Source organism: Paractinoplanes globisporus DSM 43857, from assembly GCF_000379645.1.
GTDB classification, from domain to species: Bacteria; Actinomycetota; Actinomycetes; order Mycobacteriales; family Micromonosporaceae; genus Actinoplanes; species Actinoplanes globisporus.
The window spans coordinates 191035-204847 of sequence record NZ_KB903296.1 but is presented as its reverse complement, the minus strand read 5'-3'; the positions used below and the strand labels follow the sequence as shown (position 1 = coordinate 204847).

At 71.1% G+C, this 13813-nt stretch carries 11 protein-coding genes; 3 read left to right on the top strand and 8 right to left on the bottom strand.

The genetic code is table 11. The features are described from left to right. Position 1 precedes the first annotated feature (1 nt). Positions 2–1120: a sigma-70 family RNA polymerase sigma factor gene (locus tag A3CQ_RS0110295; RefSeq protein ID WP_026205524.1), complete on the top strand. Its 1119-nt coding sequence runs from the start codon at positions 2–4 to the stop codon at positions 1118–1120. 8 nt (positions 1121–1128) lie between these two features. On the opposite strand, the gene A3CQ_RS0110290 is transcribed toward A3CQ_RS0110295, so the two are convergent. The 4 genes from A3CQ_RS0110290 to A3CQ_RS0110275 form a co-directional block, all read right to left on the bottom strand. Next, the gene (locus A3CQ_RS0110290) at positions 1129–1857 is read right to left on the bottom strand and encodes an ATP-binding protein (RefSeq protein ID WP_020510851.1); all 729 of its coding nucleotides are present in this window, start codon (positions 1855–1857) and stop codon (positions 1129–1131) included. 4 nt (positions 1858–1861) lie between these two features. After that, positions 1862–3742 (bottom strand): CheR family methyltransferase, encoded by a 1881-nt coding sequence (locus A3CQ_RS0110285; protein WP_020510850.1) that lies wholly within the window; start codon positions 3740–3742, stop codon positions 1862–1864. Between the two features lie 40 nt (positions 3743–3782). Continuing rightward, positions 3783–4772, bottom strand: coding sequence for a chemotaxis protein CheB (locus A3CQ_RS0110280; protein ID WP_020510849.1), 990 nt, complete (start codon positions 4770–4772; stop codon positions 3783–3785). 120 nt (positions 4773–4892) lie between these two features. Beyond that, on the bottom strand, positions 4893–5903 hold the full coding sequence (locus tag A3CQ_RS0110275; protein ID WP_026205523.1) for an SDR family oxidoreductase: 1011 nt from the start codon (positions 5901–5903) through the stop codon (positions 4893–4895). A gap of 149 nt (positions 5904–6052) precedes the next feature. On the opposite strand from A3CQ_RS0110275, the gene A3CQ_RS0110270 reads away from it, so the two are divergent. Both A3CQ_RS0110270 and A3CQ_RS0110265 read left to right on the top strand, forming a co-directional pair. After that, positions 6053–8281, top strand: a complete 2229-nt coding sequence (locus tag A3CQ_RS0110270) for a catalase (RefSeq protein ID WP_020510847.1) — start codon at positions 6053–6055, stop codon at positions 8279–8281. After that, positions 8278–9117: a glycosyltransferase family 2 protein gene (locus tag A3CQ_RS0110265; protein WP_020510846.1), complete on the top strand. Its 840-nt coding sequence runs from the start codon at positions 8278–8280 to the stop codon at positions 9115–9117. Before A3CQ_RS0110270 ends, A3CQ_RS0110265 begins: the two co-directional genes overlap by 4 nt. A gap of 13 nt (positions 9118–9130) precedes the next feature. On the opposite strand, the gene A3CQ_RS0110260 is transcribed toward A3CQ_RS0110265, so the two are convergent. The 4 genes from A3CQ_RS0110260 to A3CQ_RS0110245 form a co-directional block, all read right to left on the bottom strand. Continuing rightward, positions 9131–9694 carry a hemerythrin domain-containing protein gene (locus A3CQ_RS0110260; RefSeq protein ID WP_020510845.1) on the bottom strand — a complete coding sequence of 188 codons (564 nt, stop codon included), beginning with the start codon at positions 9692–9694 and terminating at the stop codon, positions 9131–9133. Between the two features lie 99 nt (positions 9695–9793). Continuing rightward, entirely contained in the window at positions 9794–11518 is a 1725-nt protein-coding gene (ctaD, locus tag A3CQ_RS52245) for an aa3-type cytochrome oxidase subunit I (protein ID WP_020510844.1), read from the bottom strand. 18 nt (positions 11519–11536) lie between these two features. After that, positions 11537–11953, bottom strand: coding sequence for a CBS domain-containing protein (locus tag A3CQ_RS0110250; protein WP_020510843.1), 417 nt, complete (start codon positions 11951–11953; stop codon positions 11537–11539). Positions 11954–12049: 96 nt separating this feature from the next. Continuing rightward, entirely contained in the window at positions 12050–13696 is a 1647-nt protein-coding gene (locus tag A3CQ_RS0110245) for a methyl-accepting chemotaxis protein (protein WP_020510842.1), read from the bottom strand. Positions 13697–13813: the final 117 nt, after the last annotated feature.

Genomic DNA, 13813 nt, shown 5'->3' with positions numbered 1-13813 from the left:
GATGACGCTTACGCATGAGGTGAACCCGCTCGAGGACCTCGACGAGGCCGCGGCCGCTTTTACCCGCGCCTGGGCCGCCGCCGACGGTCCGGAGCGGCAGCGGCTGCGGGCCGAGTTCGTCGCCCGGGCACTGCCGTTCGCCCGCCGGCTCGCCCGGCGCTACCACGGCCGGGGCGAGTCGCCGGAAGACCTGGAGCAGGTGGCGCGGCTGGGACTGGTCAAATCGGTCAACCGATACAATCCGGAACTCGGTTCATTCACCGCGTACGCGATCGTCACCATCACCGGAGAGCTCAAACGGCATTTCCGCAACCACGGCTGGGGCGTGCACGTGCCCCGGCGCCTGCAGGATCTCAGCATCGAGGTCAGCCAGACCCGCACCGCACTCACCGCCGAGCTCGCCCGCCGGCCCACCGAGGAGGAGATCGCCGAGCGGCTCGGCGTCGAGGTGTGCGAGGTCCGCGAGGCGCGGGTCTCCGGCGCCGCCTACGCGCCGGGTTCGCTCAACGCGCGCGCCGACGGCTATGACGGCCCCGAGGTGGGCGACCTGATCGGCGCCGAGGATCCCGACCTCGGCCTGGTGGAGGACCGCGCGAGCGTGGAGCGGCTGCTCTGCCGCCTGCCCGAGCGCGAGCGCCGGATCCTGGGGCTGCGTTTCTACGGCAACCTGAGCCAGGTGGAGATCGCCCGGGAGCTGGACGTTTCGCAGATGCACGTGTCGCGGCTGCTCAGCCGGGCCCTGACCTGGCTGCGGCAGGCGATGCTCAGCGACGTCGTACCCCCGTGGACGGGCACGGACGAAACGGATCATCGGGTGGCGCTGAGCATCACCTGTCGCGGCGACGATGTCGAGTTGCGGGTGACCGGGGAGATCGACCGGGACAACGCGGGTCACCTGCGCGACGAGCTGATGTCGGTGCTGCGCGAGACCGGCCGGATGCGACAGCTGACGATCGATCTGGCCGGCGTGCCGCTCCTGGATGCGGCCGGCGTCAGCGTGCTTGTCGCGGTGCACGAGGCCGCCCGGGTCCGGGACGTTCAGGTGCGGGCGACGGGCCTTCAGCCGTACGTCGCGCGGATCGCGGCTGCCTCCGGGCTGGCCGGCCTGATCGGGCGATGAACCGGCCGTCAGGTGCGGAACGTGGCCCAGACCACCTTGCCGTCCCGCGAGGGCAGCCAGCCCCAATGGGTGGCGGTGCTCTCTACCAGGAGCAGACCGCGGCCCCGCTCGGAGGCACCGTCCGGCCGCCCGACCACCGGTTCACCAGGGGAGTCGTCCCGTACCGCCAGGTGCAGATGCCGCGGGCGGCGGGACAGCTGGAAGGTCATCCTGGTGCCGCCGTGCTCCACCGCGTTCGACACCAGCTCGCTCGCCACCATGCAGGCGGGCCCCACCAGGCCGGACAGACCCCACGTCGCGCACGCCTCGGTCACCAGATTGCGGGCGTGCCGCGCCGCGCCGGGAAGAGGCAGCAACTGTTCGGACACTGCCGGCACGACGACCTGGCCCTCGGCGACCGCGCGGCGGCCGGCCTCGACTCCGTCGTGGACGACCAGCCGGCCGTGGTAGCGACGCGCCAGCAGGACGGCGATCCCCGGCGGAGGGCCGCAGATCACGACGGGTGTGCCGGGCCACCGGGCGGCTTGCCGGGCGACGGCCGCGAACACCGCCAGCGCCGTGTCGTCCCGAAGATCCATGGCGGACAGGTCGACGAGCAGGGCGCCAGGCTGCTCGGCCAGGCACTTCAGCAGGACTGTCCTGAGCCCGGCCGCGCCGCGAAGGTCGAGGCGTCCGCGGACGGCGACGACGGCGAGGCCATCGCTCTCGTCGACCGTCCAGCCCAGCGGCGCCGCCATCGCGTCACACCTCCGTCTCCTCCGAAGGGTGCCCCGCCAGAGCCGGGGCAAACTCCCCCACCTCCATGGCGATGATCGCGCCGGCCCGCTCGCCGCCGCTGAGCAACGGGGTGCATCCCACACGCACGGTCACCTTCCGTCCCCGCCGGTTGACCGCCTCGAGCAGCATGTCCTCGGTCTCGGCGTCACCGCGGAGCGCCTGGCGGACCAGCGGGCGCAGGCGATCGACCGGCAGGCCGATATCGAGGTTCAGCAGGTGCTGACCGACCGCCTCGGACGATCGCAGGCCCCACAGGTTCTCAGCCTCCCGGTTCCACACCCGCACCCGCAGGTCCGGGTCGACCACGGCGATGCCGGCCCGCAGGCCGGACAGCACGGCGTCGAGGAACGCGTTCACCTCGTCCAGCTCGGTACTGCTGCGGTGCAGTTGCTCGTTGATGGTCTGCAGCTCGTCGTTGGTGGACTGGAGTTCCTCGTTGATCGTCTCGAGCTCCTCGTTGGTCGACTGGAGCTCCTCGTTTGTCGTCTCCAGCTCCTCGACCGTGGATTGCAGCTCCTCGTTCGTGGTCTCCAGCTCCTCGTTTGTCGACTGGAGCTCCTCGTACGCGGCCTCCAGCTCGCGATTGGCGTGCTCGAGCTCGGCGCGCAGCTGCCGGGCCGCCGTCACGTCGTGGAAGATCAGCGCCACGCCGAGCAGGCCGACGTCCGCGTCGATCAGCGGGTTCACCTGCACGTCGAGGTGAACGGTGTCGCCGGGGCCGCGGTTGAACTCCACGTCGGAGACCCGCAGCGCGGTGCGCTCGCTCTGCGCCTGCTCGATGTGCTTGCGCAGCTCGATCGGCCGGTACGACACCTCCAGGTCGTGGAAGCGGCGGCCCAGGTCGCGACTGGCCAGGCCGAAGAGCTCGCTCGCCTTCCGGTTGGCATGCACGACCAGCCCGTCCGCGCTGAGCACGATCTGTGCCACCGGGTTGGTGAGCAGCGCGGCGTTGCGCAGCCGGTCATGGCCGTTGGACTGGGCCCGGGCGGCGGTGGGCGGCTCGAGGACGGACGGACCGGCCGGAATGCCGCCCGCCCGGGCCACCTTGCGGAAAATGCGCCGCTTGAGCTCGTCGGGCTGGAACAGGTGGGTGTGGCTGAGCAGCATCTCAGCCTTGCCGAGGAAGAGGGCACCGCCGTCGAGCAGGGCGAAATGAAACCGGCCCAGTATCCGTGCCTGCGTCTCGGCGTTGAAGTACATCAGCGTGTTCCGGCAAGCCAAGACGTCGACCCGGGAGATCGGGGCGTCCTGCACGAGATCGTTGCGCCCGAAGATCACAGAGCGGCGGAGGTCCTTGCGGAACACGTAGCGGTTGCCGACCTGCTCGAAATAGCGTTCCAGCAGGTCGGGCGGGACCGCGCCGACCGACCGCTGTCCGTAGCTGCCGTGCCGTGCCTCGCTGAGCTGCTCCTCGTCGACATCGGTGGCGTAGATCTTCACCCGCTCGCGGAACTCGTCCGGCCCGAGGATCTCGCACAGCACCATCGCCAGCGTGTACGCCTCCTCGCCGGAGGCGCAGCCGGCGCTCCACACCCGGATCGGCGTGCCCGGAGCCTTGGCCGCGACCAGCGGCGTCAGTACCTCGGTGGCCAGGTATTCCCAGGCCTCGGGGTCGCGGAAGAAGGCGGTGACGTTGATCAGGATGGTGTTGAACAGCGCCGTGAACTCGTCCGGGTGCAGCTCGAGGTAGTCCTGATAGTCCGCGTAGCTCGCCACCCGCAGCTGGACCAGCCGCCGGTCGACCCGGCGCACCAGACTGGATCTCTTGTACCCGGTGAAATCGAAGCCGCGCAGCTCCTTCATGTGCAGCAACAGCGCCTCGAAGGGCCTGTCGACCTCGTCCACCGCACGCCTCCTGATTACTTCGCGTCACGGTACCGCAGGCTCACTCCGCCGGGATGGTGCTGACGGCGGCGATCCGGGTGAGAAGGCCGCGGATCAGCTCACCGGCGCCCTCCGCGTCCTCGGCCATCCGGATGAACCGCCCCCGGTCGAGGCGATGCTGCTCGGCCAGCCGGCGGTTGAGGGCCGATTTCTCCTCCAGCGCGCGCAGCGCCGTCCAGAGGGCGCCCTCCGTCGCGACCGCCTGCTCGTCGATCAGACTCTCCGGCGACCAGGCGTGGCCGACCCGGCACCGGTACCGCGGCTCGGGCCAGTTCTCCAGCTCGAACAGGCCGCCGCCGCAGGTCGGGCAGCCGTACACCGGCGGGTTGTCGGTGATCTGATCGGTCGTGATGGCCGCGAGCCCGCCGATCGCGACCTCGGCGTCGGTCAGCGGGTCGGCCGGGAGTTCCGGTGGGTCCGGAATCTTCGTCTCGGTCAGGGCGGCGAGCAGCGGGCCGAGGTCGGCGGCGTCGGACTGGTAGTCGGGCTCGACGCGGGCCATCACGGCGCGCGGCATCGACTGGTTGAGCGCGTCCTCGGGCCGCTGGACAACCACGATGCCGCCGCTGGCGGCCACCGTCTCGGCGCCCACGGCGCCGTCGTCGCGGCTGCCGGAGAGCACGACGGCGATCACCCGCGGCCCGGCGGTCCGGGCCGCGGACCGGAACAGCGGGTCGATGGCCGGGCGGTGCCCGTTCTCGGCCGGACCGTGGCTCAGCCTGATCCGGTGGTCGAGCATGAGCATGTGCAGGCCCGGGGGCGCCACGTAGATACGGCCGGCGGTCAGCGGCTCGCCCTCGAAGGCGGTGCGCGCGGGCAGCGGACCCGACCGGCTCAGGATGCGTGGCAAGGCGCTCGGCGCGTCCCGCGGCACGTGCAACACCACCAGGACGGCGGCCCGCAGACCGGCGGGCAGACCGCCGACCATCGCCCGGAGCGCCTCCACCCCACCGGCCGAGGCACCGACCACGACGATGTCGCGACTGGTCACGTCTTCACCTCAGCCCTCCGACCGACGGTCTGTCAACGCCGACCTCACGGGAATGCCCGATCCGTCCCGCGGCAAACGGTCCCCGGCGCTCTCGGCCGCGTTGCGCCGCCCACCCGGTCATCACCTCCGCCCGAGGCCGATCGCGCCGAGCGTGAGGGCCGCCGCGGCGCCGGCCGCCGCGCCCACCAGGCCGTGGTGCTGCGAGGCCCACACCTGGAGGCTGCGCGTCGTGGCCTTCTGGTCGAACTCGCCGTGGGCTCCGAAGTCGCGACCGTCCTCGTCGTCGGCCGGCCGCCACAGGTTGCCCGGGTCCGACGGGTCGTGCGGCTGATCGGTCTGCTGGGACTTGACGCCGGTACGGGCCAGGTAGCGGTCCAGGATGCCGGGCGCCACGGCGTTGGCCAGCAGCGTGCCCGCGGTGGAGCCGCCCACCCAGTACTCCCTGCGGCGCGGATGGTCCGCCGCGTACACGATCGCCCCGGCCGCCACCTCGGGCTGGTAGATCGGCGGGACCGGCTGGGCGTGCCGGCGCAGCCGCGAACGCAGCCAGGTGAACTGCGGCGTGTTCACCGCCGGCAGCTGCACCATGGTGGTCCGCACACCGCTCCGGGCGTGCAGCAGCTCGCAGCGGAGCGCCTCGTTGAAGCCCTGGATCGCGTGCTTCGCGCCGCAGTACGCGGTCTGCAGCGGGATGCCACGGTAGGCGAGCGCCGAGCCGACCTGCACGATCGTCCCGCGATCGCGGGGCCGCATGCGGCTGAGCGCGGCCCGGGTCCCGTACACGTAGCCGAGATAGCTGACCTCGGTGACCCGGCGGAACTCGGCCGGCTCGATCTGGTCGAACGGCGCGAACACCGAGGAGAACGCGGTGTTGACCCAGACGTCGATCGGGCCGAGCTCGCTCTCCGCCTTCGCCGCGGCCGCGTCCACCGCGTCGAAATCGGCGACGTCCACGGGCAGCGGCAGCGCCCGGCCTCCCGCCTCGATGATCTCCCGGGCGGCGGCCTCGAGTCCCTTCTCGCCCCGCGCCAGAAGGGCGACCCGATCCCCGCGTGCCCCGAAACGCCGGGCAACCGCCCGGCCGACACCGCCGCTGGCGCCGGTGACCACCACGACTCGTGGTACGGACATGTTGTTTCCTCCCTCATCGGCTCGATGTCCCCGGAAGTACCCGCCGCCGCCTCCGGCGAACACTGGTCCCGGCCCGGGCGGACGTTAGGCCGCCTTTCGTGGGGGTATGTGGCCGCGGACTCGCTCAGCAACCGTGAAGGAGCCGCAGCATGGACCCGCGCAAGCCGGTGGACGCCATCAAGGAGGTTCTGGAGGCCGCCACGGCGGAGCCGGTCGTTCCCGGCTCGCCGGGCAGCGGCACTCCGTCCGTCGACGAGCCGACCGCGCCGCACGATCCGCTGCCGCCGAGGAAAGAGCAGGGCACCCCGGACACCCGCTTCCCCACCGGGGCCGAGAGCGGCGCCGCGAGCACCGGCAACGCCCAGCAGGGCGCCCTCCTGACCACGTCGCAGGGCACCCCGCTGCGGGACACCGACCACTCGCTCAAGGCGGGCCCCCGCGGCCCGATCCTGCTGCAGGACCACCACTTCCGCGAGAAGATCACCCACTTCGATCACGAGCGCATCCCGGAGCGGGTGGTGCACGCCCGCGGCGCCGGCGCGCACGGCCTGTTCACCGCCTATGGGACCGCAGAGCCGATCACCCGGGCCGCGTTCCTGAAGAAAGGCCGGCAGACTCCAGTTTTCGTACGCTTCTCCACCGTGCTCGGGTCGCGGGGATCGGCCGACACCGTGCGCGACACCCGCGGCTTCGCGACGAAGTTCTACACCGGTGAGGGCACGTTCGACCTGGTCGGCAACAACATGCCGGTGTTCTTCATCCAGGACGCGATCAAGTTCCCGGACATCATCCACGCCGCGAAATGGCATCCGGACCGGGAGATCCCGCAGGCGCAGAGCGCGCACGACACGTTCTGGGACTTCGTCTCGCTGCACACCGAGGCGCAGCACCACACGATGTGGAACATGTCCGATCGCGGCATCCCCCGCTCGTACCGGATGATGGAGGGCTTCGGCGTGCACACGTTCCGCCTGGTCAACGAGGCCGGGGAGACGGTGCTGGTCAAGTTCCACTGGAAGCCGAAGCTCGGCGTGCACTCGCTGACCTGGGAGGAGGCCCAGCTGATCGGCGGCGTGGACCCGGATTTCCACCGCCGCGACCTGTACGACGCGATCGAGGCCGGCGCGTACCCGGAGTGGGAGCTGGGCCTGCAGGTCTTCCCGGACACCCCGGAGGAGACATTCGCCGGTATCGACCTGCTCGACCCCACCAAGCTCGTGCCGGAGGAGCTGGCCGAGGTGCAGCCGGTCGGCAAGCTCGTGCTCAACCGGGTGCCGACGAACTTCTTCGCCGAGGTCGAGCAGGTGGCGTTCCACCTCGGGCAGCTGCCGCCGGGCATCGACGTGACCAACGACCCGCTGCTGCAGGGCCGCCTTTTCTCGTACGTGGACACGCAGCTCACCCGGCTCGGCGGCCCGAACTTCTCGCAGATCCCGGTCAACCGGCCGCACGCGCCCGTCAACGACATGCTCCGGGACGGCTTCCACCAGGACGCCGTACACGGTGGCGTGGCGCCGTACCGGCCGAATTCGCTGGACGGCGGCAACCCGTTCACGGCCGGCGACCGCGGCTTCGTGGACGTGCCCGTCCGGGTCGCCGAGGCCCCGAAGATCCGGGAGAACCCCGTCTCGTTCGACGACCACTTCAGCCAGGCCCGCCTCTTCTGGCGCAGCATGTCCCCGGTCGAGAAGGAGCACATCGTCAGCGCGTACGCGTTCGAGCTGGGCAAGTGCTACGAGCAGGCGATCAAGGAGCGTCAGCTGCGGTGTCTCGCGACCATCGACCCGGTGCTGTGCGAGCAGGTCGCCGCGTCGCTGGGGCTGCCCGCGCCCGCCCCGGACCGCCCGGTCGTGGAGGTCACCCCCAGCCCGGCCCTGTCCCAGGTCGGCGTCGAGTGGCCGGCCGACGGCCGGGTCGTCGGCATCGTGACCGGCGAGGCCGCCGACGTGGCCGAGGTCGTCGAGGCGGTGTTCGCCGCCGGGATGGTGCCGCTGGTCATCGCCGCGCACGGCGGCAAGGTGGGCGACCTGACCGTCCAGCGGACGTTCGCGACCGCCCGCTCGGTCGAGTTCGACACGCTGCTGTTCGCCGCGGCTCCCGGGCCGGCGCCGGACGCGCTTCCGGCGCGCGACGCGAAGGCCGGCGCCGCCGCTCAGTCCGGGATCGACCCGCGGGTGCTCATGCTGGCCGCCGAGGCGTGGCGGCACGCGAAGGCGATCGGCGCGTGGGGCGACGGCGAGCAGGTGCTGCGGCAGGCCGGTATCGCGGAAACGGCCGGCGTGGTGACAGCGGGCTCCGGCCCGGGCGCCTTCGAGGCGGTGCGGCCACTGCTCGCGTCGCACCGGGTGTGGCAGCGCTTCCCCGCGTCCCTCGCATGACGCTCGCCGGCCCGCTGCCGACGGTCGAGACCGGCGAGGTCACCGTGGTGGTGGTCACCCGCGACCGGCCGGACCGGGTGCGGGACACCATCCCGCACCACCGGGCCCCGGTGATCGTGGTGGACAACGGGTCGCGGGTGCCACCGCCCGTCGACGGGGCGCGGCTGATCCGGCTGGATACCAACCTCGGGGCGGCCGCCCGCAACATCGGCGTCCGGCAGGCCACCACGCCGTTCGTGGCGTTCGCCGACGACGACTCGTACTGGGCGCCCGGCTCGCTCGCCCGCGCCGCCGCGCTGCTGCGGGCACATCCGCGGACGGCACTGCTCGCGGCCCAGGTCCGGGTGGGTACCGCGGGCCGCCTCGATCCGGTCTCGGCCGGCATGGCCGCCGCGCCGCTCGGCACGCCGCCGGGCGGCGCCGGGCCGTCGATCCTAGGTTTTCTCTCCTGCGCCGTCGTGGTCCGGCGCGACGCGTTTCTCGCGGCCGGCGGTTTTCAGCGCCGTCTCTTCGTGTACGGCGAGGAGGCCCTGCACGCGATGGATCTGGCCGCGGCCGGCTGGCGGTTGTGCTACGTCCCGGAGCTGGTGGTGCACCACTTCCCGGACCCGGCCGGGCGCGACCCGCGGGCCCGGCTCCGCCGCGAGGCCCGCAACCGGGTGCTCACCGCGCTTCTGCGGCGCCCGGTGCGCCGGGTGGCCGGCGTCGTCGCCGCGGAGCTACGGGCCGATCCGCTGGCCGTGTGCGGCGTGCTGCGTGATCTGCCGTGGGCTCTGCGGCGCCGGCGCCGACTGCCGCCCGAGGTCGAATCGGCGCTGCGCGTCCTGGGGCAGTGACCGGTCCGGCGGGTCAACTGGTGGCGCGCTGGCTGATCATGTCCTTCAGCCGGTCGACCAGGCCGACGCCCGGTCCAGCGATCTTGTGGAAGAGCTCGTTGTTGGGGGCGCCCGGATGCGGCCGCGTCGGTGCCAGCTTCTTCGCCCGCTCCACCTTGTGGGCCAGCTCCACCAGCTCGTCGTGCGGGATCCGGCGGCGCAGCTCCGGGAACTGCTCGGACTCCTCGTCCTGGATGTGGTCGGCCAGCATCGTCTCGAGGCGGCGCAGCGTCTTGTCGAACTCCGGGCCGGAGACCTCGAGCCCCTCGAGGTCCTTCATCGCCTGCTCCAGCTCCTGATGCTCCTCGACGTCGTGCTCCACGGCATGGTCGCCGTCCGGCAGGTGCTTGCGCATCGCCGGATAGACATACATCTCCTCGGCGACGGCGTGCCTGACCAGCTCGCTGATCGCGGTGTCGGCCAGGTCGCGGCGAATCATCGGGTCGCGGATCGTCCAGATCTCGCCGATCAGGGCGGTGACATCACGGTGATCGGCGGTCAGTACGTCGATCACGTCGGGGGTCTGTTTCTCGGTCATGGCTCGCCGCGTACCCCGTACCGCGCGTCCTAATCGGCCTTCGCCCGGTATGGCTACCGTGAATTCTCGTCGCGGCGGCCGAACCGTGGCCGCCGCGGATCAGGAGCGGGCCCGCTGCTCGAGCCGGCGCGCGGCCGCCCGTCGCGCGTCGTAGGCGGGTCGCTCGGAGCGGATCCGGGGCATGCGTTCGAAGTTGCGCAGCGGCGGCGGGCAGGACGTCACCCACTCCAGCGAGTTTCCGTGGCCCCACGGGTCGTCGACGGTCACCACCGGGCCCACCCGGTACGCCTTCCAGCAGTTGTAGAGGAACGGCAGCAGCGACGCACCGAGGATGAACGCGCCGATCGTCGAGACCGTGTTGAGCGTGGTGAAGCCGTCGCCGGGCAGGTAGTCGGCGTACCGGCGGGGCATGCCCTCGGCGCCCAGCCAGTGCTGCACGAGGAACGTCGTGTGGAAGCCGATCAGGGTGAGCCAGAAGTGGACCTTGCCGAGCCGGTCGTCGAGCATCCGGCCGAACATCTTCGGGAACCAGAAGTAGATGCCGCCGAAGACCGCGAACACGATCGTGCCGAACAGCACATAGTGGAAATGCGCCACGACGAAGTACGAGTCGGTGACGTGGAAGTCGATCGGCGGCGACGCCAGCAGCACGCCGGACAGGCCGCCCAGCAGGAAGGTGACGAGGAAGCCGATCGCGAACATCATCGGTGTCTCGAAGCTGATCTGGCCGCGCCACATCGTGCCGATCCAGACGAAGAACTTCATGCCGGTGGGCACGGCGATCAGGAACGACAGGAAGCTGAAGAACGGCAGCAGCACCTGGCCGGTGGCGAACATGTGGTGCGCCCACACGCTCATCGACAGCATCGCGATCAGCAGCGTGGCCGACACCAGGCCCTTGTAGCCGAAGACCGGCTTGCGGCTGAAGACCGGCACGATCTCGGTGATGATGCCGAAGAACGGCAACGCCACGATGTACACCTCGGGGTGCCCGAAGAACCAGAACAGATGCTGCCAGAGCATGGGGCCGCCGGTGTCCGCGTCGAAGACGTGGGCGCCGAGGATCCGGTCGGCGGACAGTGCCATCAGCGCCGCCGCCAGGAACGGGAAGACCAGGATCACCATGAGCGCGGTGAGCAGGATGTTCCAGGTGAAGATCGGCATCCGGAACATGGTCATGCCGGGCGCGCGCAGGGTCAGGATCGTGGTGATCATGTTGACGGCGCCCAGGATCGTGCCGACGCCGGAGAGCACCAGGCCGAACGCCCACATGTTGCCGCCGACGCCCGGTGAGTTCGCCGAGTCGCTGAGCGGCGCGTAGGCCGTCCAGCCGAAGTCCGCGGCGCCGCCGGGCGTGAGGAAGCCCGCCACGGTCATGGTGCCGCCCAGCAGGTACAGCCAGTAGGCGAGGGCGTTGAGCCGCGGGAACGAGACGTCGGGCGCGCCGATCTGGATCGGCACGACGAAGTTGGCGAACGCGAACAGGATCGGCGTCGCGAACAGCAGCAGCATGATCGTGCCGTGCATGGTGACCAGCTGGTTGTACTGCTCGGGCGAGAGGATCTGCATGCCGGGCCGGGCGAGCTCGGCCCTCATGAGCAGCGCCATGAAGCCGCCGGCCAGGAAGAACCCGAACGCCGTGACCAGGTACATGATCCCGATCTGCTTCGCGTCCGTGGTCCGCAGGATTCGGGCCAGCGCCGAGCCACGCACCTGCGGGCGCAGCGGCCAGGGGCGAATCGGGATCGGCGTGGGGGTCCGCGTAGCGCTCACCTGCGCACGCGTACCCCCTGCGCCGCCGTTGAACCGGGCCGGTTTCCGCATATGTCGCGGATGCCGGGATCACGGAGTCGAGATGGCGTCCATCAGGTCACCCACCGGGCGGTCGGGCAAGGCCCGGGCGACGTCGGCCAGCGCGACCATGCCGACCAGCTGGTGGCCGTCGATGACCGGCAGCCGGCGGACCTTGTACCGGCCCATCGTGCGCAGGATCTCGGCGGTGTCGTCGTCGGCCCCGATGGTCACCGGCTTGCCCTGCGCCAGTTCCCCGGCCGTGACCTCGGCCGGGTTCCGGTCCGCCGCGACCGTCTTGATCACGATGTCCCGGTCGGTGAGCATGCCCTTGAGCCGGTTGTCCTCGCCGCAGATCGGCAGCGAGCCGACACCCAGGTCGGCCATCTTGTGCGCGGCGTCGGCCAGCGTCTCCTTCTCCCCGACACACGTGCAGTCGGCGGTCATGATCTCTCGTGCGGTCGTCATGCTGTGCTCCTTTCGTGTCTCCGGAAGCGTGCGTACCCGTTTTTCGGCGCACAAAAAGAGCCGGCCCGAGGGCCGGCTCTTTTTGGCAGAACAGCGTCAGAGACGGAAGCGGCCGATCACCTGCTGGAGCTCGGCGGTGATGCCGGCCAGCTCGTTCACCGCGCCGGTGGTCTCGACCAGCGTGGCGGTGGTGGTCTGGGTCGCGTCGGCGACGCCGGAGATCGTGCCGGCGATGTCGGCGCTGCCGTGGGCGGCGTCGGCGACGCTGCGGCTCATCTCGCCGGTGGTCGCGGTCTGCTCCTCGACCGCCGAGGCGATCGTCAGCTGGTAGTCGTTGATGCGGGCGATGATGTGCGAGATCTCGCCGATCGCCACGACCGCGCTCTCGGTGTCCTGCTGGATCGCCTCGACCCGGCGGGAGATGTCCTCGGTGGCCTTGGCGGTCTCCTGGGCGAGGTCCTTGACCTCGGAGGCGACCACGGCGAAGCCCTTGCCGGACTCGCCGGCGCGGGCGGCCTCGATGGTGGCGTTGAGGGCGAGCAGGTTGGTCTGCTCGGCGATCGCGGTGATCGCCTTGACCACGTTGCCGATCTCGGCGCTGGAGACGCCCAGCTTGGACACGGTGGCGTTGGTGTTCTCGGCGACGCCGACGGCCTCGGAGGCGACCCGGGCCGCCTCGTTGGCGCTCTGCGCGATCTCGCGGATCGACGCGCCCATCTCCTCGCTGCCGGCCGCGACGGTCTGCACGTTCGAGGAGACCGCGCCGGCCGCCTCGGCGACCTCGTCGGCCCGGCGGGCGGCCTCCTCGGCCGACGCGCCGATCCGCAGGGTGCTGCCGGCCAGCTGGTCGGTGCTGTGGCCGAGCGCGGTGGAGCTGGCGGTGAGCTTGCCGACGACCTCGCGCAGGCCGTCGCGGGCCTCGTTGACGGCCATCGCCATGGCGCCGAGCTCGTCGCGGGCCCGGACCTCGGCCGGCACCGACAGGTCGCCCTGGGCGACCGCGGCCAGCGAGTCGGCGACGCTGCCGAGCTGGCGCATGATCAGGCGGCAGACGAACATGGCGAGGACCAGCGCCACCAGCAGACCCACCGCCATGACGGCGATCAGCTGGGTGCGGGCATCGCGGTACGAGGTCTGCGCGGCGGCGGCCTCGGCGCCCGACTCGCTGTCCTCGGCCGCCTGGAGCTGGCCGATCGCCGTCTTCAGGTCGGTCTGGGTCTGGCTCCAGACCGCGCCGATCTTGTCGGAGCCGGGCACCTCGAAGCCGGCCGGCGGGGTCGCGCCGAACAGCACGACGTCGCGCAGGGTCTGGTAGTAGTTGTACTTCGTCTCGACGAGCTGGGCGGCCGTGCTGAGCTGCGGCGAGCCGGCGGCGATCGCCTGGTACTTGTCGGTCGCGGCCAGGAACGCGACGTCGGCGGCCTCGATCTGCTGGCGGTACTTCGCCTTGCCCGCGGCGGTCGGCGTCATCTTCCAGCCGAACAGGAACTGGAAGCCGTCACCGGACGCGCCGCGCAACGTGCTCAACTGCACCAGCCCGTCGACATGGCGGGCCTTCATCAGCTTGACGTTCTCGTTGAGGCTGTTCATCCGGTCGATCCCGAGCACGCCGATGGCCAGCGCGGCGACCGCCACGACGAACACCGATACATAGATCTTGGTGCCCACCCGGAAGTCCGCAAACCGGCCGGCCAGAGCTCCCCGCTTGGCCGTGACCCGCACCGTGGCCAGATCCACCTTCATTCCGCAGCCTCTCCTGACGTTCGATGTGACCGCCTTGATCGGCAGCGGCCGCGCCCGCTTGAGAGGTCGAGTTTTGGTACTGTCCTCCCCTACTTGTCGCGACGGCGCCCCGGTGGG

What these genes read in the sequence shown, in the direction of transcription:
- A3CQ_RS0110290 (WP_020510851.1), bottom strand. Translation starts at nt 1,857, where the DNA reads ATGGCGGCGCCGCTGGGCTGGACGGTCGACGAGAGCGATGGCCTCGCC.
- ctaD (WP_020510844.1), bottom strand. Translation starts at nt 11,518, where the DNA reads ATGCGGAAACCGGCCCGGTTCAACGGCGGCGCAGGGGGTACGCGTGCG.
- A3CQ_RS0110260 (WP_020510845.1), bottom strand. Translation starts at nt 9,694, where the DNA reads ATGACCGAGAAACAGACCCCCGACGTGATCGACGTACTGACCGCCGAT.
- A3CQ_RS0110250 (WP_020510843.1), bottom strand. Translation starts at nt 11,953, where the DNA reads ATGACGACCGCACGAGAGATCATGACCGCCGACTGCACGTGTGTCGGG.
- A3CQ_RS0110295 (WP_026205524.1), top strand. Translation starts at nt 2, where the DNA reads ATGACGCTTACGCATGAGGTGAACCCGCTCGAGGACCTCGACGAGGCC.
- A3CQ_RS0110270 (WP_020510847.1), top strand. Translation starts at nt 6,053, where the DNA reads ATGGACCCGCGCAAGCCGGTGGACGCCATCAAGGAGGTTCTGGAGGCC.
- A3CQ_RS0110275 (WP_026205523.1), bottom strand. Translation starts at nt 5,903, where the DNA reads ATGTCCGTACCACGAGTCGTGGTGGTCACCGGCGCCAGCGGCGGTGTC.
- A3CQ_RS0110265 (WP_020510846.1), top strand. Translation starts at nt 8,278, where the DNA reads ATGACGCTCGCCGGCCCGCTGCCGACGGTCGAGACCGGCGAGGTCACC.
- A3CQ_RS0110245 (WP_020510842.1), bottom strand. Translation starts at nt 13,696, where the DNA reads ATGAAGGTGGATCTGGCCACGGTGCGGGTCACGGCCAAGCGGGGAGCT.